The sequence below is a fragment of the Streptomyces sp. NPDC026246 genome, assembly GCF_055567995.1.
On the sequence record NZ_JBVHPJ010000010.1, the window covers coordinates 155,985 to 176,042 of the forward strand.

The 20,058-nt window shown below is 70.8% G+C and carries 15 protein-coding genes and 1 tRNA gene; 5 read left to right on the forward strand and 11 right to left on the reverse strand.

Annotated elements, in window-relative coordinates; translation table 11 throughout:
• Positions 1-778: 778 nt before the first annotated feature.
• On the forward strand, positions 779-2,173 hold the full coding sequence (locus ACZ4M5_RS24695) for a pyridoxal phosphate-dependent decarboxylase family protein (protein ID WP_467740002.1): 1,395 nt from the start codon (positions 779-781) through the stop codon (positions 2,171-2,173).
• A complete protein-coding gene (locus tag ACZ4M5_RS24700; RefSeq protein ID WP_467740003.1) occupies positions 2,170-3,600 on the forward strand; it encodes a lysine N(6)-hydroxylase/L-ornithine N(5)-oxygenase family protein in 1,431 nt (476 codons plus the stop codon). Before ACZ4M5_RS24695 ends, ACZ4M5_RS24700 begins: the two co-directional genes overlap by 4 nt.
• An 11-nt stretch (positions 3,601-3,611) precedes the next feature.
• Here ACZ4M5_RS24700 and ACZ4M5_RS24705 read toward each other — a convergent pair whose 3' ends face one another.
• Entirely contained in the window at positions 3,612-5,414 is a 1,803-nt protein-coding gene (locus ACZ4M5_RS24705; protein WP_467740004.1) for a bifunctional metallophosphatase/5'-nucleotidase, read from the reverse strand.
• Positions 5,415-5,574: 160 nt separating this feature from the next.
• Between ACZ4M5_RS24705 and ACZ4M5_RS24710 the strand changes: the two genes are divergently transcribed.
• Complete coding sequence (locus tag ACZ4M5_RS24710; protein WP_467740005.1) at positions 5,575-6,288, forward strand: SIMPL domain-containing protein; 714 nt, start codon at positions 5,575-5,577, stop codon at positions 6,286-6,288.
• Between the two features lie 166 nt (positions 6,289-6,454).
• Entirely contained in the window at positions 6,455-7,891 is a 1,437-nt protein-coding gene (pyk, locus tag ACZ4M5_RS24715; RefSeq protein ID WP_467740006.1) for a pyruvate kinase, read from the forward strand.
• 10 nt (positions 7,892-7,901) lie between these two features.
• Here pyk and ACZ4M5_RS24720 read toward each other — a convergent pair whose 3' ends face one another.
• Positions 7,902-8,645, reverse strand: a complete 744-nt coding sequence (locus ACZ4M5_RS24720; protein WP_467740007.1) for a helix-turn-helix domain-containing protein — start codon at positions 8,643-8,645, stop codon at positions 7,902-7,904.
• A 107-nt stretch (positions 8,646-8,752) separates the two neighbouring features.
• Positions 8,753-8,827: transfer RNA gene (locus tag ACZ4M5_RS24725), tRNA-Leu, on the reverse strand.
• A gap of 102 nt (positions 8,828-8,929) precedes the next feature.
• Between ACZ4M5_RS24725 and ACZ4M5_RS24730 the strand changes: the two genes are divergently transcribed.
• The gene (locus tag ACZ4M5_RS24730) at positions 8,930-9,586 is read left to right on the forward strand and encodes an ANTAR domain-containing response regulator (protein ID WP_369196289.1); all 657 of its coding nucleotides are present in this window, start codon (positions 8,930-8,932) and stop codon (positions 9,584-9,586) included.
• Positions 9,587-9,665: 79 nt separating this feature from the next.
• Here the strand turns inward: ACZ4M5_RS24730 and ACZ4M5_RS24735 are convergent, their stop codons facing one another.
• The 8 genes from ACZ4M5_RS24735 to ACZ4M5_RS24770 all read right to left on the reverse strand — a co-directional run bounded on the left by ACZ4M5_RS24735 (position 9,666) and on the right by ACZ4M5_RS24770 (position 19,923).
• Positions 9,666-10,382: an ABC transporter ATP-binding protein gene (locus tag ACZ4M5_RS24735; RefSeq protein WP_467740008.1), complete on the reverse strand. Its 717-nt coding sequence runs from the start codon at positions 10,380-10,382 to the stop codon at positions 9,666-9,668.
• Complete coding sequence (locus tag ACZ4M5_RS24740; protein ID WP_467740009.1) at positions 10,379-11,251, reverse strand: ABC transporter ATP-binding protein; 873 nt, start codon at positions 11,249-11,251, stop codon at positions 10,379-10,381. The genes ACZ4M5_RS24735 and ACZ4M5_RS24740 overlap by 4 nt, the downstream gene beginning before the upstream one ends.
• A gap of 5 nt (positions 11,252-11,256) precedes the next feature.
• Positions 11,257-13,068, reverse strand: a complete 1,812-nt coding sequence (locus ACZ4M5_RS24745; protein ID WP_467740010.1) for a branched-chain amino acid ABC transporter permease — start codon at positions 13,066-13,068, stop codon at positions 11,257-11,259.
• 4 nt (positions 13,069-13,072) lie between these two features.
• On the reverse strand, positions 13,073-14,002 hold the full coding sequence (locus tag ACZ4M5_RS24750) for a branched-chain amino acid ABC transporter permease (protein WP_398111966.1): 930 nt from the start codon (positions 14,000-14,002) through the stop codon (positions 13,073-13,075).
• A gap of 137 nt (positions 14,003-14,139) precedes the next feature.
• Entirely contained in the window at positions 14,140-15,369 is a 1,230-nt protein-coding gene (locus ACZ4M5_RS24755) for a branched-chain amino acid ABC transporter substrate-binding protein (RefSeq protein WP_467740011.1), read from the reverse strand.
• A gap of 744 nt (positions 15,370-16,113) precedes the next feature.
• Positions 16,114-16,986 carry a trypsin-like serine protease gene (locus ACZ4M5_RS24760; protein WP_467740012.1) on the reverse strand — a complete coding sequence of 291 codons (873 nt, stop codon included), beginning with the start codon at positions 16,984-16,986 and terminating at the stop codon, positions 16,114-16,116.
• 115 nt (positions 16,987-17,101) lie between these two features.
• Entirely contained in the window at positions 17,102-17,590 is a 489-nt protein-coding gene (locus ACZ4M5_RS24765) for a PaaI family thioesterase (protein ID WP_467740013.1), read from the reverse strand.
• Between the two features lie 53 nt (positions 17,591-17,643).
• Positions 17,644-19,923: an FdhF/YdeP family oxidoreductase gene (locus tag ACZ4M5_RS24770; RefSeq protein ID WP_467740014.1), complete on the reverse strand. Its 2,280-nt coding sequence runs from the start codon at positions 19,921-19,923 to the stop codon at positions 17,644-17,646.
• Positions 19,924-20,058: the final 135 nt, after the last annotated feature.

The window sequence follows — 20,058 nt, forward strand, 5'->3', positions numbered from 1 at the left end:
ACGCGACACGGGTCGCCCCCCCGGCGCCTCCGTCACCCGGCGGGCCATGACGTGGGACCGGCCGCCTGGGCGCCATCGGCACCCGGCGGCCCGTGACGCCGGGCCGCCCGCCCCGGCGCCCTGGTGCCCGGCGGGTCGACAGCGGGTCGCCACCCCGGCGCCCCCGATGCCCGGAGGGCTGCGACGCGGGTCGGCCACCCCGGGCTCCGGGTCAGCCACCCCCGTGCCTCCGTCACCCGGCGGGCCGCGACACGGGTCGGCCACCCCGGGCACCGGGTCAGCCACCCCGTGCCCCCGGCACCCGGCGGGACGCGACACGGGTCGACCACCCCGGGCGCCGGATCAGCCACCCCCGTGCCACCGTCACCCGGCGGGCCATGACGCGGGACCGGCCGCCTGGGCGCCATCGGCACCCGGCGGGCCGCGACGTCGGGTCGCCACCCCGGCGCCCCCGATGCCCGGCGGGCCGCGACACGGGTCGGCCACCCCGGGCACCGGGTCAGCCACCCCCCGGTGCCCTCGGCACCCGGCGGGACGCGACGCGGGGTCGGCCACCCCGGTACCCCCGGCACCCGGTGGGACGCGACACGGGTGGCCACCCCGGGCGCCGGATCAGCCACCCCCGTGCCCCCGGCACCCGGCACCCGGCACGACACGACGTCAGTCGGTCTCCCCGCGGTCCCCTTCCCGCGACTGGCGATGCGCGTAGGAACACCTCCGGCCCGGTTGCGTCGTTGGGCTGTCCGGGCGGTTCGCCCCGTGTCCCGGAGGTCAGCTCATGCGCACGCCGTCCCTCGCCTCGGGCCCCGAAGGGCCCCGCGCCCTGCGACCGCTGCTCGACACCGTCCTCGACGCGCTCGACACCGGTGCCATGGCCCGCGGCGGGCCCCTGCCGCCGGGCGGGCCGCAGGCGGTCGCCGCACGGCTGCGCCGGACGGTGGGGGAGATCCTCCCCGGCCGCGGCGACCCGCAGGCACTGCACACCCTGGTCCGTGCCGTCGCCGAGGGCGCCGCCGACCCGGCCCACCCCCGGTGCGCCGGCCACCTGCACGGCCCGCCCCTGGCCGTCGCCGCCGCGGCCGACCTCGCCGCATCCGCCCTCAACCCCTCCCTGGACTCCTGGGACCAGGCCCCGGCCGCCTCCGAACTCGAGGCGATGGTCACGCAGACTCTCGCCCGCGAGATCCACGGACCCGGCGGCAGCCCGGACGCACTCGTCACCACCGGCGGCACCGAAGCCAACCAACTCGCCCTGCTGCTCGCCCGCGAGGCCGGCGGCGGGACCGTACGGCTCGTCATCGGCGACAACGCACACCACTCGCTGCCGCGCGCCGCCTGGCTGCTGGGCCTGCCCGAACCCGTCGTCGTGACCGCCCCCGGCGGCAGGCTGGACCCCGCCGCCCTCGACGCGGCCCTCACCCGCACGAAAGGGCCCCGGCTCGTCGCCGCCACCGCCGGCACCACCGACGCCGGCCTGATCGACCCGCTGCCCGAGATCGCCGGCCGCTGCGCCGCCCACGGAGCCCGGCTGCACGTCGACGCCGCCTACGGCGGAGCCCTGCTGTTCAGCACCCGGCACCGCGCCCTGCTCGACGGACTCGACGCCGCCGACACCGTCACCCTCGACCTGCACAAACTCGGCTGGCAACCCGTCGCCGCCGGCATCCTCGCCGTCCGCGACCCCCGCGACCTCACCGCCCTGCGGCACCGCGCCGACTACCTCAACGCCGACGACGACACCGACGCCGGACTGCCCGACCTGCTCGGCCGCTCCCTGCGCACCACCCGGCGCCCCGACACCCTCAAACTCGCCGTCACCCTCAAGACCCTCGGCCGCGAGGGCCTCGGCGCACTCGTCGACCGAGTCTGCGCCCAGGCACAGGAGTTCGCCGCCCTCGTCCACGACCACCCCGGCTTCGACCTGCACGCGCCGCCCACCCTCAGCACCGTGCTGTTCCGCCCCGCCGGCACCCCCGACACCACCGTCGCCGCCGTACGCCGCGCCCTGCTCACCGACGGCACGGCCGTCCTCGGCCGGGCCCGCCTCGACGGCCGGCTCTGGCTGAAGGCCACCCTGCTCAACCCCGCCACCGGCCCCGACGACCTGGCCGCCCTGCTGCACCTCGTGGCAGCGCGCCGGGCGGCACTCGAGGAAGGACCCACCCCCCGATGAACCCCGACCACATCCCGGCGCCCCGCCCGCACCACGAACCCGACGCCCCGCGCGACCTCGTCGGCATCGGCATCGGCCCCGCCAACCTCTCCCTCGCCGCGCTCGCCCACCCCCTCGGCGACCTCGACACCGTCTTCTACGACCAGCGCCCCGCCTTCGGCTGGCACCCCGGGCTGCTCATCGACGGCGCCACCATCCAAGTGCCCTACCTCGCCGACCTGGTGACCCTCGTCGACCCCACCAGCCCCTGGACGTTCCTCAACTACCTCAAATCCCGCGAACGGCTCTTCCCGTTCTACTTCGCCGAGCGCTTCCACATCCACCGCGCCGAATACGACGCCTACTGCCGCTGGGTCAGCGAGAACCTGCCCGGCCTGCACTTCGGCCACCAGGTCGACGCCGTCCGCTGGAACCCCGAACGCGACCTGTTCGAAGTCGACTTCACCCAGCTCGACGCCGACGGGGAAGCCGAAGCCCTCGGCCGCACCTACACCCGCAACGTCGTCCTCGGCATCGGCACCGAACCCCACGTCCCCGACCCGCTCAAGCCCCTGGTCCAGGCCCCCGGCGTCCCCGTCGTGCACGCCGCCGACTACCTCGACCACCGCGACACCCTCCTGGCCGCCGGGCACGTCACCGTCGTCGGCACCGGCCAGTCGGGCGCCGAGATCTTCCTCGACCTGCTCCGCAACCGGCCCGCGGGCCGCGAAAGCCTCCACTGGCTCGGCCGCACCGGCGCGTTCGCGCCCATGGAGTACTCCAAGCTCGGCCTGGAGCACTTCACCCCCGACCACACCCGCTACTTCCACGCCCTGCCCGAGGCCACCCGCGACCGGCTCGTCGCCGGGCAGTGGCAGCTGCACAAGGGCATCGACGCCGCCACCGTCGCCGCCATCCACGACGAGCTCTACCGCCGCACCCTGCACGGCGGCTGGCCCGACGCCGTCCTCACCCCCGGCGTGCGCGTCCGCACCGCCGGCCGGGTCGCCACCACCAAGGTGGAACTGCACCTGGAGCACGAACTGCAGGGCAGCCGCTCCCGCCTCACCACCGACGCCGTCGTCCTCGCCACCGGATACCGCGAACGCCCCCTGGACCGCGTCCTGGCCGGACTCGACCCCTACCTGCGCCGCGACAACGCCGAGCGGCCCCGCATCGACGAGGACTACCGGCTCGTCCTCGACCCGTCCGTCACCGGCACCGTCCACGTCCAGAACGCCGAGACCCACACCCACGGCGTCGGCGCCCCGGACCTCGGCCTCACCGCCTGGCGCGGCGCGATCATCCTCAACTCCCTGACCGGCAGGGAAGCCTACGGACTCCCGCGCCGCACCGCCTTCACCACCTTCGGCCTCACCCAGCCCCGCCACGTGCCACCGCCCCGCGAGGCACCGGCACTGACCCCGCTGGTCGACGACCGCAGGTGAGCGGACGCGACTCAGAAGACCGGCACGCCCTCGCGCGTCAGCTTCCAGTCCACCGCCGCGAACACGGCCGGGTCGATCGACCCCTTCGCCTTCACCCAGGCGATCATGGTGTTGCGGATCTCCTCCGAGTTCGACCACAGCACCGGGGCCGCGGCGACATGCGGGAAGTTCCCGCCGCCGTTGGCCCGGTAGTTGTTCACCGCGAACACGAACTTCGCGTCGTCCGCGAGCGGCTGCCCCTCGAACCGCACGTTCGTCACCCGCGACCCGGCCGGCTTCGCGATGTCGATCTCGTACGACAGCCCGCTCACCACGTCGTAGTTGTAGTCCGGGATGCCGCCCGCGTTGGTCAGCTTCGCCGGGTCCACCGGCGCCCCGGCCGGCGTCTGCACGTAGTAGTTCGCCGAGAACTCCAGATACGCCTTCATCTGCGCACCCGTCATCAGACGCGCCTCCAGCGTGTTCTCGAAGACGTACAGCCCCGCCACATCCCGGATCGTCACCTCGCCCGCCGGGATCCGCGCGCTGCGCGAGAAGCACGCCGCCTGCGACAGCACCGGCAGCGCCGCGTGCTCGGTGCCCGCCAGGGCCTGCTTCACCGTGTCGGCCTGGATGTGGTTGATCAGATCGATGATCGGCACGTCCTTGAAGGGCGCCTCGGCCGACGTCATCTCCGCCGCGTTCGTGCCGATGACCTGGTTGACGTACGCGACGACCTTCTCGTGCTCGTCGGCGAGCAGTCTGGTGATCTTCGCGTCCTCCTCCACCGTGTTGGAGTTCAGAACCTTCGCGCCGACCTTCTCGACCTTCCAGCAGCCCTTCTCGAAGACCAGCTCGAAGTCGAACAGCGTCAGCCGCTGACCCCACTTGAGCGGCTCCGACAGCACGACCTTCTTGCCGGTCTTCTTGTTCGTGACGAAGTACTCGGGGATCTCCGTGTGCGCGTGCCCGACGAGGATCGCGTCGATGCCCGGCACCTGCTCGGCCACCAGACCGGCCGCGTTCTCCACGTACGGCAGCTGGTCACCGTAGGACGACGTCCCCGACGAACCGCTGTGCGCCGAGACGATCACCACGTCCGCACCCATCGAGCGCAGCTTCGGCACCCACTTCGCCGCCTGCTCCTCCAGACCCGGGAACGTCATCCGGCCCTGGACGTTCGCCTTGTCCCAGATCGCGATGCCCGGATTCGTCAGCCCCAGCACCGCCACCTTCACGTCCCGCCCGTGCGGCGTGCGCAGCCGGTGCATGCTGTACGGCGCGAACGCCGGCCGCAGCGTCTTCGCGTCCAGCGCGTTCGCACCCAGCAGCGGGAAACGGCACTGCTGCTCGAACTTGCGCAGCACCGGGATGCCGTAGTTGAACTCGTGGTTGCCCAGCGCCGCCGCGTCGTAGTCCATCGCGTTCATCGCCTGCGCCATCGGGTGCACCGGCCCGCCCTCGGCGGTGATCGGGTCCACCTTGGCGTAGTAGTACGACAGCTGCGTGCCCTGGATGGTGTCACCCGCGTCGATCAGCAGCGTGTTGCCGCGGCCCTTCTCCGCACGGACCCGGTTCACCAGCGTCGAGACCTTCGCCAGGCCCACGTCGTTGTGGTCCTTGTCGTCGAACTCCTTGTCCGTGAAGTAGTCCCAGTTGAAGACGTTGCCGTGCAGGTCCGTCGTCCCCATCACGGTGAACGCGTACCGCTTGGCGGGCCGCCCGCCGCGCGCCTCGGCCGCCTGGGCCCCCGGCGCCGAGACCGCACCGGCCAGCGCCACCCCCGCTCCGGTCACAGCGGACTTCCCCAGGAACTTCCGGCGGTTCAACGGCATGTCTGGCTCTCCTCGCGGAATCTGTGAACGCGCGTAGATAACGCGCGTAGATTCTGACCCGGTCATGACCGAACCGACCAGACCCGGCAGGTTGCGATCTGGTGACTGGAACCCCCAACTCCGCCCCGGACGCCCGCCACACCGTGACAGAGTGGGGCGTATGACCACCCCCACGGACACCCCCCAGCCGGCCCTCCCCTACGGCACTCCCGACGCCCCCCGCATAGCCGTCCGCGGCGAAGCACGCCTCGAGGTCGACCCCGAGATCGCCCGCATCGGCATCACCGTCACCGCCCGCGGCCGCGACCGCCGCTCCGCCCTCGACGACCTCACCCGCCGCAACTCCGGCGTCCTCGACCTCGTCAAGTCCTACGGAGACGCCGTCGAACGCCTGGAGACCGGCGCCTTCTCCATCACCCCCGAACTCACCAAACACGGCCGCGGCGAACGCATCCGCACCTACCACGGCAGCGTCCACGTCACCGCCGAACTCACCGACTTCACCGCCCTCGGCGAACTCACCACACGCCTCGCCGACCTCGACCTCACCCACGTCGACGGCCCCTGGTGGGCCCTGCGCCCCGACTCGCCCGCCCACCGCGACGCCCGCAAGAAGGCCGTACACGAAGCCGTCCAGCGCGCCCGCGAGTACGCCGACGCCCTCGGCACCACCCTCGCCGCCCTCGTGGAGATCGCCGACATCGGCGCCGAGAACACCCCGCCGGCCCACCCCCAGGCCCCCGGCCGCATGCGCTCCGCCGCCTTCGCCGGCGCCGCCGAGGACGCGCCCGCCCCCCTCGACCTCGAACCCCAGCGCCAGCGCGTCCACGCCCAGGTGAACGCCCGCTTCACCATGGTCCCGCCGAATCTGTGACCCCCGGGCGGGGCCCTTTCCGAAAACGCGACCGAATTCCCACCGGACGCTCATCGGAGCGCCCCGCCGCACAATTCAACACTTGTCAATAACGCTTCACCCAGAGTCTGTTGAGTGGTCACGCCCGTCCCATTCACTACCAGTCGGTAACTCATAGGCTCGTACCATGCGCCGAGCAAAAATCGTCTGCACCCTGGGACCCGCCACCGACACCTACGACCGGATCAAAGACCTGGTCGACGCCGGAATGGACGTAGCCCGCTTCAACCTCAGCCACGGCGGACACGCCGAACACGAGGAGCGCTACCACCGGGTCCGCAAAGCCGCCGACGAAACCGGCCGCAGCGTCGGCGCCCTCGCCGACCTTCAAGGCCCGAAGATCCGCCTCGGCCGCTTCACCGAAGGCCCCGTACTCCTCGAACGCGGCGACACCTTCACCCTCACCGTCGAGGACGGCGCCGAGGGCGACCGCGACGGCTGCGGAACCACCTACGCCGGCCTCGCCGCCGACGTCACCACCGGCGAACGCATCCTCGTCGACGACGGCAAGGTCTGCCTCCAGGTCACCGGCGTCGACGGCCCCCGCATCCACACCACCGTCCGCGAAGGCGGCGTCGTCTCCGACCACAAGGGACTGAACCTCCCCGGCGTCGCCGTCTCCGTCCCCGCCCTGTCCAAGAAGGACGAGGACGACCTGCGCTGGGCCCTGCGCACCGGCTTCGACGTCATCGCCCTCTCCTTCGTCCGCAGCGGCCGCGACATCCAGGACGTCCACCGCATCATGGACGAGGAAGGCCGCCGCCTCCCCGTCATCGCCAAGATCGAAAAACCCCAGGCCGTCGAGAGCATCGACGACATCGTCGCCGCCTTCGACGGCATCATGGTCGCCCGCGGGGACCTCGGCGTCGAGATGCCCCTCGAACAGGTCCCCCTCGTCCAGAAGCGCGCGATCGCCCTCGCCAAGCGCAACGCCAAGCCGGTCATCGTCGCCACCCAGATGCTCGACTCGATGATCGACAACGCCCGGCCCACCCGCGCCGAGGCCTCCGACGTCGCCAACGCCGTCATCGACGGCACCGACGCGGTGATGCTCTCCGGGGAGACCAGCGTCGGCAAGCACCCCGTCGACACCGTGCGCACGATGGCCCGCATCGTCGAAGCCGCCGAGGAGGACATCCTGGCCCGGGGCCTGCCGCCGCTGACCGAACGCACCAAGCCCCGCACCCAGGGCGGCGCCGTCGCCCGCGCGGCGGCCGAGATGGGCGACTTCCTCGGCGCCCGCTTCCTCGTCGCCTTCACCCAGTCGGGCGACACCGCCCGCCGCCTCTCCCGCTACCGCTCGCCCATCCCGTTGCTGGCCTTCACCCCCGACCAGGCGACCCGCTCCCAGCTCAGCCTCAGCTGGGGCGTCGAGACGTTCCTCGGGCCGAGCGTGGACTCCACGGACGCGATGGTCGACCAGGTCGACGAACTGCTGCTCAAGTACGGCCGCTGCCGCCCGGGCGACATGGTCGTCATCACGGCCGGCTCCCCACCCGGCGTCTCGGGCTCGACGAACCTGGTCAGGGTCCATCACATCGCCGAGGACGACGCCCCGCAGTAGGTGGCGGCGGTCAGTACTTGGGACCGACGTGGGCGTCCATGAGGGCGACGGAGGCTCTGCGGGCGACGGAGACGTTGTGCGCGTTCGCCTTCGTCCAATCGACGCCCACCAGGTCAAGCGCCGCGGTGAAGAGACGGATGATGTCGTCGGAGACGTTGGTGAAGAAGTACCGCGGATACTCGTAGCGCTTGCGTCGCCCGCCGACGATCCGGGTCGTCCAGTTGGTGACACGGCAGCCGTCGGAGTGGATCAGCCCTCGGACGAAGTCCCACGGGTGATGGTCGACGATGGCCTGCTGCCATGGTTCGAGGGCGATCCGCCGTTCGTGCTTCCTGCCGGGACCGTGCTGGGGGAAGAGGGCGGGCCAGCTCCGGGAGTAACTGGTGACCGCGACGCAGCCCTGCTTCCGCACCGCGTAGACGCCGGTGCCGGGGCGTACGCGTTCGATGGCCTCGCGGCACTGTGCGATGAGCCCGGGCCAGGCGTCCGCACAGGCGATCCTGAGGTAATGGCCCCCGCGCGGATGAGCGCTGAGGCAGCCGTCCCCGAGATAGAGGCCCAGCAGATAGGCGTAGGCGGATTCATCGGCAGGCGGACCGGGGTCCGGCGGCGTCGTCCGCGAGCGCGGTTCGAGGCGCTGCTGCCATGCGCGAATCGCGGCCCGGGAAATGCCTGTCTCACGACTCACCGAGTTGAGGCTGCGCCCTTGGCTCAGCAATGCGAGTGTTCGCTTGCGCGTGCTGATGTCGTACATGAGGGCCACTGTGAAAGTGACGCCACGGCGACACGCAGCAAAAAGCGGATGTTCACGAGAACGTGGACATCCGCTTGAGAGTGGTGACCTTGGAATGGAAGGAAAAGTGCCCCGGGTCGGACTCGAACCGACACTGTATGGGTTTTGAATCCATTGCCTGCTGCCAATTGGGCTACCGGGGCCCAGTGAATCCAAGGTTGAGCTCGACCCACTGCCCGACCACCATACCGCAGCTAGGTACGCTCTTGGGAGCAGTACCGGCCTGCCCCTACCAAGGAGCCCACGTGAGTGCCCCCGAGTCGCCCCAGCCTGTCGACGTGCCTGATGACGACAAGTCGCACGTGCCTCCGATGACGACGCGGGTCGTCATCGCCGAGGACGAGGCCCTGATCCGGCTCGATCTCAAAGAGATGCTGGAGGAGGAGGGGTACACCGTCGTCGGTGAGGCCGGTGACGGTGAGCAGGCGGTGGAGCTGGCCCGTGAGCACCGCCCCGACCTGGTGATCCTGGACGTGAAGATGCCGAAGCTCGACGGCATCTCGGCGGCCGAGAAGATCGCCGAGGAGAGCATCGCGCCGGTGCTGATGCTGACCGCGTTCTCCCAGCGGGACCTCGTCGAGCGCGCCCGGGACGCCGGGGCCATGGCGTACCTCGTGAAGCCGTTCAGCAAGAGCGACGTCGTCCCGGCGATCGAGATGGCCGTCTCGCGGTTCACGGAGCTGAAGGAGCTGGAGAAGGAGGTCGCCGACCTCACGCTCCGGCTGGAGACGCGCAAGCTGGTGGACCGGGCGAAGTCGGTCCTGCAGACGGAGTACGGGCTGACGGAGCCGGCCGCGTTCCGGTGGATCCAGAAGACGTCGATGGACCGCCGCATGTCGATGCAGCAGGTCGCGGAGGCGGTCATCCAGGACGCCGAGGAGAAGAAGGCCGGCAAGGGCTGATCCCGCACGCACGGTACGGCGAAGGCCCGCTTCCCCCCTCACCGGGAGAGGAAGCGGGCCTTTCGCGTCGCCTGGGACCTCAGTCCTCGCCGAGGTACGCCTTGCGCACCGATTCGTCGTGCAGCAGGTCCTGCCCCGATCCGGACAGGACGATGTTGCCGACCTCCATGACGTGGCCCTGGTCGGCCAGGGACAGCGCGGCCTGGGCGTTCTGCTCGACCAGGAGGATGGTCGTGCCCTGGGACTTGAGCTCCGAGATCGTCGCCATGATCTTCTGCATCATGATCGGGGAGAGGCCCATGGAGGGCTCGTCGAGCATGAGCAGCTTGGGCTGGGACATGAGGGCGCGGCCCATGGCGAGCATCTGCTGCTCGCCGCCCGAGAGGGTGCCGGCGGCCTGCTTGCGGCGTTCCCCGAGGATGGGGAAGAGGTCGTAGGCGCGCTGGATGTCCTTCTCGATGCCTTCCTTGTCCTTGCGGAGGAACGCTCCGAGCTGGAGGTTCTCCGCGATGGTGAGGCGGGGGAAGATGTGCCGGCCTTCGGGGGAGTGGGCCAGGCCGAGGGAGACGATCTTGTGGGCGGGGACCCCGTTGAGGGGTTTGCCGTCGAAGAGGATCTTTCCGGCGGTGGGCTTGAGCAGTCCCGAGAGGGTGCGCAGGGTGGTCGTCTTGCCGGCGCCGTTGGTGCCGATCAGGGTGACGACCTGGCCGGCGTCGACGCTGAAGGAGATGCCCTTGACGGCTTCGATCTTGCCGTAGGAGACCCGGAGGTCCTCGACTTCGAGGAGTGCGGTCACTTGGCTTCTCCCTTGGTGCTGCTGGTGGCGCTGGTGGTGCTGGTCGCGTCGGCGGCGGCTTCGGCGGCCTCGACCTCGGCGGCTTCGGCCTCGCCGGGGTCGCCCTCGAAGGGCTCGCCCAGGTAGGCGGCGACGACGCGCTCGTCGGCCTGGACGACCTCGGCGGTGCCCTCGACGAGCTTCTCGCCCTGGACGAGGACGGCGACGCGGTCGGAGAGGTTGAAGACGAAGCGCATGTCGTGCTCGATGAGGAGGACGGCGATGCCCTTGTCGCGGATGGCGAAGACGAGTTCCTCGGTGGCCCTGGTCTCCTGGGGGTTCATGCCGGCGGTGGGCTCGTCGAGGAGGAGCAGGCCGGGTTCGGAGGCCATGGCGCGCGCGATCTCGAGCTTGCGCTGTTCGCCGTAGGGGAGGTTGCGGGCGAGGTGGTCGCGCTTGTGGGCGAGGCCGATGAACTCGAGGAGTTCCATGGCGCGTTCCTCGCTGGCGCGTTCGGCCTTCTTGAAGCCGGGGCCGCGCAGGAGGGCCGACCAGAGGCCTTCCTTGGTCCGCGTGTGGCGGCCGACGAGGACGTTCTCGAGGACCGTCATGTTGGCGAACAGGCGGATGTTCTGGAAGGTGCGGGCGATGCCGGCCTGGGTGACCAGGTGGGGCTTGGGCGGGAGGACGGTGCCCTTGTAGGAGACGGTGCCCTCGGTGGGGACGTACAGGCCGGTGAGGCAGTTGAAGAAGGTGGTCTTGCCGGCGCCGTTGGGGCCGATGAGGCCGACGATCTCGCCGGCGTTGACCGTGAAGTCGACGGAGCGGACGGCGGTGAGGCCGCCGAAGCGCATCGTGACGTCGCGGGCTTCGAGTACTGGTGTCGTCATGATGGTTACGCCCCCGCCTTGGTGACGGCCGGTTCGTCGGTCAGCGTGGTCTGTTTCGGTACGTCGAGTTGGCCGGTCTCGTGGAATTCGAGCTGGCGCCGGCGGTTGGCGATGATGCCTTCGGGGCGGAAGCGCATCAGGAGGATGAGCGCGATGCCGAAGGCGAGGAGCGACTTCTCCTGGAGGAAGACGAGCTTCTCGGGGAGCAGGTAGAGCAGGGCCGCGCCGAGGAGCGGGCCGGCGACGGTGCCCATGCCGCCGAGGACGACCGCGGCCAGGAGGAACGCGGAGTTGGGCGGGGTGGAGCCGGCGAACTGGTACGGCGTGGGGACCACGCTGTAGGTGACGTGGGCGCTGACCGTGCCGGCGAGGCCGGCGAGGGCGGCGCCGAGGGCGAAGGCGATGAGCTTGACGCGGAAGCCGTTGATGCCCATGGCGGTGGCGGCGGTCTCGTCCTCGCGGATGGCGATCCAGGAGCGGCCGATGCGGGAGTCCGCGGCGCGGGTGTAGACGAGGACGACGATGGCCATGATGAGGACCATCAGCAGGTAGTAGTTGGCGAACCGGCCGAGGGTGAACCCGCCGATGTCGTGGGCCCGCCCGAAGTCGAAGCCGAACAGCTTCAGGTCGGGGATGGAGGGGATGCCGTTGGGGCCGTTGGTGACGTCGGGTCCGGACTGGCCGTCCATGTTGTTGACGGCGATGCGGAAGATCTCTCCGAAGCCGAGGGTGACGATGGCGAGGTAGTCGCCGCGCAGCCGCAGGGTCGGGGCGCCGATGAGGACGCCGAAGACGAGGGAGGCGGCGGCGCCGGCCAGGGCGGAGGCCCAGAAGGGCAGGTGGACGCCGGAGATGGTGGAGAACTCGGAGCCGGAGACGAGGGCGGCGGTGTAGGCGCCGACGCCGAGGAAGGCGACGTATCCGAGGTCGAGGAGTCCGGCGAGGCCGACGACGATGTTGAGGCCGAGGGCCACGGTCCCGAAGATCAGGATGTTGACGCCGATGTTGGCGTAGTGGTCGTCGGTCTGGGTGAAGGGGAAGGCGATGGCCGCGGCGAAGCCCATGGCGAGGGCGAAGCTGCGGTTGGCGGCGATGAGCGCGGAGAAGCGGTCGAGGAGGCCGGCGGTGTGCAGGGCCCAGACGGCGAAGACGACGACGAAGAGGTAGCCGATGAAGAGTTCGCCGTACTCGGTGTCGATGCCGTAGGTGAAGACGCCGAGGCCGATGATCGTCGCGACGGTGATGACGGCCCGCTGGATCCAGGGCGCGGTGGCCTGGGCGGCGGGGATGCGCTCGGGCTTGGCGACGTAGTCCTTGAGGGCTGCCTTGGTGCCGGTGCCGGTGCGCTCCTGGGGGAGGGCGAGGGCGCCGAGGACGGGCAGCAGGGAGGCCACGGCCGCGATCCAGCCGCCGGGTTCGAGGTTGACGACGCCGCCGAGCTTGGAGCTGATGGCGATGACGGTGAACCACGTGACGGTGAAGCCGCCGAGGGCGGTGAGCACGAGGGGTGCGTTGTTGCGGGCGGGCAGCAGCCAGCCGAGTCCGCGGATGCCGTAGGAGGCGAGGGCGAACAGGGCGGTGAGGAGGCCGGCGGTGAAGGTGAGCCACTGCAGGCCGCCGGGGTAGCCGTTGATCGTGAGGTCGCCGGGGAACTCGGAGGTCCAGGTCCAGGCGAGGAACGCGGAGGCCGCGGTGGCGATGCCGCCGCCGAGGAGGAGACCGCGGGCGGCTGCGAGGGGCAGCGGGACGAGGCCGCGGGGTGCGGGCGTCGGGGTGGGGACGGCGTCCGGCACTTCGGTCTTGGTCGTCTCGGTCATGTGATCACGCCCTGTCCGCGACGCGCTCGCCGAGCAGGCCCTGTGGCCTGAAGAGGAGCACGAGGATGAGGAGGCAGAAGGCCCACACGTTGGCCCAGCTCTGGCCGCCCAGCTGCTGCATGCCGGGGATCTCGTCGATGTAGGCGGAGGCGAGGGTCTCGGCGATGCCGAGGACGATGCCGCCGAGCATGGCGCCGTAGATGTTGCCGATGCCGCCGAGGACGGCCGCGGTGAAGGCCTTGAGGCCCATCAGGAAGCCCATGCGGTAGTCGACGTTGCCGTACTTGAGTCCGTAGGCGACGGCGGCGACGGCGGCGAAGAAGCCGCCGATGGCGAAGGCGATGACGATGATGCGGTTGGTGTCGATGCCCATGAGCTGCGCGGTGTCGGGGTCCTGCGCGGTGGCCTGCATGGCGCGGCCGGTGCGGCTGCGGCGCACGAAGAAGGCGAGGGCGGCCATGCAGAGGACGGCGGCCAGGATGAGGAAGATGTCGGCGTCCTTGATGGTGACGGAGCCGATCTCGTGGGTGGCGTCGAGGCCGGGGAAGGCGCGGGCGCGGTCGGCGCCGGGGTAGAAGTTGCGCACGACCTCCTGGAGGGCCAGGGAGAGGCCGATGGCCGTGATGAGGGGTGCCAGGCGTGGTGCTCCGCGCAGTGGTCGGTAGGCGAACCGTTCCGCCCCGACGGCTATGAGGATGGCCACGAGGGCGCCGCCGAGGAGCATGAGCGGTACGGCGAGGGCCATCGAGGTGCCGTCGGGCAGGATGTAGAAGTAGACCGTGAGGGCGCCGAAGGCCCCGGTCATGAAGATCTCGCCGTGCGCGAAGTTGATGAGCTGGACGATGCCGTACACCATCGTGTAGCCGATGGCGATCAGCCCGTACATCGAGCCGAGAAGCAGCCCGTTGGCCAGCTGCTGCGGCAGGGTGTTCACCGCATGGCCTCCATGTCGCTGGTGGTCGTGTGCACTGGGTGCGTGCGTGGTCGCGTGCTGTGTGGGGGTGTGAAAAACGGGCCGCGCGGTCGGGGTCCTCCTTCCGCGCGGCCCGTGGGGCTTGCTGGGGGGCCGGACTACTGCAGGTCGGCGGTGCCGGTCTCGACGGCCTTCCAGGCGCCCTTCTCGACCTGGTACACCGTCAGCTGCTTGTTGGTGGTGTCGCCGTACTCGTCGAAGGCGATCTTGCCGGTGAGGCCTTCGAAGTCGGCCTTCTGGACACCGTCGACGACCTTGGAGCGCAGGTCGTTGATGTCGGTGGGGACCTTGCCGCCGTTGGCGTCGGCCGCGGCCTTCACGGCCTTGATGATGGCGGTGGTGGCGTCGTAGGCGTAGGCACCGTAGGCGCCGTAGTCACCCTTGTAGCCCTTGTCCTTGTAGGTCTGGATGAACTGCTTGGCCGCGGGCAGGGTGTCGGCGGGGACACCGATGGCGGTGGCGAGGTCACCCTCGGAGGACTTGCCGGCGGCCTCGATGTAGGTGGAGGCGAACATGCCGTCGCCGCCGAACAGCGGGATCTTGACGCCGGCGTCCTTGAGCTGCTTGGTGATCAGCGCGGACTCGTCGTACTGGCCGCCGTAGTAGAGCAGGTCGGCGCCGGAGTTCTTGATCTTCGTGACGAGGGAGCCGAAGTCCTTGTCACCGGTGTTGACGTGGTCGGTGCCGACGAGCTTGCCGCCGAGCTTCTTGTACTGCTCGCCGAAGATCTTGGCGAGGCCGGCGCCGTAGGTCTGCTTGTCGTCGACGACGAAGGCCTTCTTCTTCTTGAGGCCGTTGTACGCGTAGCCGGCGGCGAAGCTGCCCTGCAGTTCGTCGGTGGTGGCGGTGCGGAAGTACGTCTTGTAGGGACGCTTCTTGTCCGTCTGCCAGTTCTTGCCCTGGGTCAGCTCGGGGTTGGTGTTCGCCGGGGAGATCTGGACCATGTTGGCCGAGGCGAAGACCTGCTGCATCGTCTGGGCGACGCCGGAGTTCAGCGGGCCGACGGCGCCGACGGCGGTCTTGTCGCCGACGATGTTGGTCGCGTTGGACTGGCCGGTGGCGGGCTGCGCCTTGTCGTCGAGGGCCTTGAGCTTGAACTTCACGCCCGGGACCCAGTTGTTCTTGTTGGCGTCGTCGACGGCTATCTGGGCGCCGTACTGGATGCCGAGGCCGGTGGTGGAGTTCTCTCCGGACAGGGGCGCGTCCACGCCGATGGTCAGAGTGGTGCTGCTCCCGTTGTCTCCGCCCTTGTCACCGCTGTCGTCTCGGGAACCGCAGGCGGTGAGAGTCAGAGCTCCGGTCGTGAGAACGGAGGTAAGAATCACCAAGGAACGCTGTCGCACAATCAGTCCTTTCACAGGCAGGCCCCGCCCTGGTCGGGGGGTGAGTGCCGCGCTGGTACCGAACTCCCGATGGAGCGGTGACTGGCCGTGACTCTAAGCCCGGGGTTAGGGCAGGGTCAGCGGCGTGGGCTCGCTTGTGACTTTCTTGTTATGACGCGATGGATGACCGGTCTCGACCGCGGATACTCTCGGCGGGTTTGGTGGATTTTCGCCGAAGTCCGCATTCTGAGAACGCGCACTTCCGGTTGGCCGTGGCTGAGATCGTGCTCTTGCCGGGTGTGCGGGCCGTGGACAAGATCGGAAAGGTTCCCGGGGTGGGCCCGGCCGAAGGCGGGAGTTCGGCCTTGTATTGCGTGCGCGTTACGGAGCGTCACGCCGGGAATTGCGTGCCCTGTACACGGGAAACTCCCGGTATTCGGATTCGTCGATTTTCCCGGGGGACCGGTGGGCAGGGCCCGCCGGTCCGGGCCCTGCCCGCGTCTCGCGGAGTGGACGGTCCTGCCGGATCGTCGCGGCCGCGTTGCCGGTGAACATGCCGGTCCGCGTGGCTGGTTGACGGAAGTGCCGACCGAACGGGCCGTACCGGCACGGGTGTTGATCGAGTGCCTACCGGATGCCGGCGGCCCGCCCCGGTGCCCCGCCGGCTCGCGCCGTGCGGGGCGGACGGGGGGCGGACGGCCGTCCGCCGCACTCCGGAACTTCCGTGCCGGGAAAGGGTGTTCAGGGCGCCTACGGCAGCTTCACGAACGGGGACAGGAAGGCCCGGGCGCCGGGCGTGTCCAGGCGGTACGTCACGTTGGTGGCGTAGCAGGGGGTGTCCCCGGTGATGGTGGTCGAGGCCAGGATGCGCTTGCCGCCGATCACGGCGAAGTTGGGGCCGCCCGAGTCGCCGTAGCAGGCGCCTCCGTTGCCCTGCGGTGCCGTCATCTGCAGCCGGATCCAGGAGTCGTTGAGGGCGTTGAAGGAGACCGGGGCCTTCATGCGGACGCCGCCGCCGGGGTGGGTCTGGCCGCCGGGGCCGTTGACGGCCTCCTCGGTGCCGTAGCCGGCGACGGTCCAGCCGGCGGCGTCCAGCCCCCGCGGGCCGAGCCGGCCGAGCTGGTTCGCGCCGGGCAGGGTGGCCGGGGTGAAGCTCCAGCGGGCCTCGACCGCGGCGGCGCCGAGCTGGATCACCGCGATGTCGTGGGTGTCGGAGGCGGGTCCCGGGTAGTCCGGGTGCGTGTGCGCGGTGCCCGGGACGGCGACGGCGGCGGCCTGCGCGGCGGGATCCCCCGGGTGCGAGCGCGCCGCCGCGTCGAGCCCGGCCTGCACGTCCTGGTCCAGGGAGACGTGGAAGCGGACGTTGTCGGGCCAGTCCGAGGTGCAGTGCGCGGCGGTGAGGAAGGTGTCCGCGTCGATCATGGTGCCGGAGCAGACCCAGTCCACGCGGTCGGGGGTGGCGGGGTCGCCGTCGTCGTCCCAGGTGGCCACGAGCGCGCCGACCTCGGTGCGTTCCGGGGCGGGCGTGGCGTTGTAGGAGTTGACGGCGGAGGACGGCAGCGCGGTGGCGAGGACGGTGGCGCAGGCCGCCGCGGTGACGGAGAGGGCGCGTACGGAGCTCAAGAGAAACCCTTCTGCGGGTGGATCGGGTCGTCTCCTGTGGGGGGAGCGTCAGTGAAGCGCGCGGGGGCGGCCGCGACAAGGCCGCGGCCGCCCCTCCAGGGTTTTCCCTACGTCGTCAGCCCGCGCCGCGGACGATCTCCGCGTCGGCCGGCCGCACGTCGCGCAGCAGGCAGGTCAGCCGGGCGGTGCACACCCGCTTGCCGTCCTCGTCGCTGATCACGATCTCGTAGGTGGCGGTGGAGCGGCCCCGGTGCACGGGCGTGGCCACGCCGGTGACCAGACCGGAGCGGACCCCGCGGTGGTGGGTGCAGTTCAGGTCCACACCGACCGCGATCTTGGAGCTGCCGCCGTGCAGCATCGAGCCGACCGAGCCGAGCGTCTCGGCGAGCACCGCGGACGCCCCGCCGTGCAGCAGCCCGTACGGCTGGGTGTTCCCCTCCACCGGCATGGTGCCGACGACCCGCTCCGGCGAGGCCTCGATGATCTGCACGCCCATGCGGGTCCCGAGGTGGCCCGCGGAGAACAGGGCCGGGAGGTCCACGCCGAGCGCTGCGTACTCGTCGACGACCTCTTGCGGGAACTTCACTTGCTGCTGCTCACCCATGGGGCCCGGCTCCGTTCGTCCTCGTCACTCGACCACTGTGCCTGAGCGAACGCTCAGTCGGTCGCCGATTGTTCCAGACGCACCACCACGGACTTGCTGGCCGGGGTGTTGCTGACGTCCGCCGTGGCGTCCAGCGGCACCAGCACGTTGGTCTCCGGGTAGTACGCCGCGGCGCAGCCCCGGGCCGTCGGATAGTGCACGACGCGGAAACCGGGCGCCCGGCGTTCCACGCCGTCGCGCCACTCGCTCACCAGGTCCACGTACGCGCCGTCGGCCAGCCGCAGCGCCCTCGCGTCCTCCGGGTTGACCAGCACCACCCGGCGGCCGCCCCGGATGCCCCGGTAGCGGTCGTCGAGGCCGTAGATCGTGGTGTTGTACTGGTCGTGCGAGCGCAGGGTCTGCAGCAGCAGCCGGCCCTCGGGCAGCTCGGGGTACTCCACGGGCGCGGCCGTGAAGTTGGCCTTGCCGGTGGCCGTGGGGAAGCGGCGCTCGTCGCGCGGGGCGTGGGGGAGCGCGAAGCCGCCGGGGCGGGCCACGCGCGCGTTGAAGTCCTCGAAGCCGGGGACCACGCGTGCGATACGGTCCCGGATCGTCGCGTAGTCCTTCTCGAACTCCTCCCACGGGGTGGCGCTGTTCTCGCCCAGGACGCGGCGGGCCAGGCGGCAGACGATGGCCGGCTCGGACAGCAGGTGCCGGCTCGCCGGTTCCAGCCGGCCCCGGGAGGCGTGCACCATGCCCATCGAGTCCTCGACCGTCACGAACTGCTCACCGCCGCCCTGGAGATCGCGCTCCGTACGGCCGAGCGTCGGCAGGATCAGCGCCCGCGCGCCCGTGACGGCGTGCGAGCGGTTCAGCTTCGTCGACACGTGCACCGTCAGCCGGGCCCGCCTCATGGCCGCCTCGGTGACCTCGGTGTCGGGCGAGGCCGAGACGAAGTTGCCGCCCATCGCGAAGAACACCTTCGCCTCGCCGTCGCGCAGCGCGCCGATGGCCCGGACGACGTCGTAGCCGTGCTCGCGCGGCGGGGCGAAGCCGAACTCCCGCTCCAGGGCGTCCAGGAACGCCGGGGCGGGGCGCTCGAAGATGCCCATCGTGCGGTCGCCCTGCACGTTCGAGTGGCCGCGCACCGGGCACACACCCGCGCCCGGCCTGCCGATGTTGCCGCGCAGCAGGAGGAAGTTGACGACCTCGCGGATCGTGGGGACCGAGTGCTTGTGCTGGGTCAGGCCCATCGCCCAGCACACGATGGTCCGCTTCGAGGCCAGCACCATGGCCAGGGCCTGCTCGATGTCCTGCCGGGTCAGACCGGTCGCGGTCAGCGTCTCGTCCCAGTCGGCGGCGCTGGCGGCCTCGGCGAACTCCGCGAAACCGTGCGTGTGCTCGGCCACGAACGTCTCGTCGACCGCGCCGTCCGTCTCCAGGATCAGCTTGTTGAGCAGGCGGAACAGCGCCTGGTCGCCGCCGATGCGGATCTGCAGGAACAGGTCGGTGAGCGCGGCGCCCCTGAGCATGCCCTGCGCGGTCTGCGGGTTCTTGAAGCGCTCCAGCCCCGCCTCGGGCAGCGGGTTGACGCTGATGATCTTCGCGCCGTTGTCCTTCGCCTTCTCCAGCGCGGACAGCATGCGCGGGTGGTTCGTGCCCGGGTTCTGCCCGGCCACGACGATCAGGTCGGCCTTGTACAGGTCCTCCAGCAGGACGCTGCCCTTGCCGATGCCGATGGTCTCCGACAGGGCCGAGCCGGACGACTCGTGGCACATGTTCGAGCAGTCGGGCAGGTTGTTCGTGCCGAGTTCCCGGGCGAACAGCTGGTAGAGGAACGCGGCCTCGTTGCTGGTGCGGCCCGAGGTGTAGAACACGGCCTCGTCCGGGGAGCCGAGGGCGGCGATCTCCTCCGCGACGATGTCGAAGGCGCGTTCCCAGGTGACCGGCTCGTAGTGCGTGCCGCCCTCGGGCAGGTACACGGGGTGGGTGAGCCGGCCCTGCTGGCCCAGCCAGTAGCCGCTGCGGCCGGCCAGGTCGGCGACCGGGTGCGCGGCGAAGAACTCGGGCGTGACCCGGCGCAGGGTGGCCTCCTCGGCCACGGCCTTCGCGCCGTTCTCGCAGAACTCCGCCTTGTGCCGGTGCTCCGGCTCCGGCCAGGCGCAGCCCGGGCAGTCGAAGCCGTCCTTCTGGTTCACGCTCAGCAGGGTCAGCGCGGTGCGCCTGACGCCCATCTGCCGCTGCGCGACGCGCAGGGTGTGCCCGATCGCGGGGAGCCCGGCCGCCGCGTGCTGCGGCCCGGCGACCTGCGGCGCGTCCTGAACCGGATCACTCTTGGGCGGCTTGGAGGCCATCGCCCGCTCCCCTTCCACTGCGCTGTGAGGTACGTCTCCGATCCTCGCACGCGGGGGTGACAGGGCACGGGGGCGGTCGGGAGGGCGGCCGGGCCGGGCCACCGGCCCCCCGGGTGCCCGACCGGTCGGCGACCG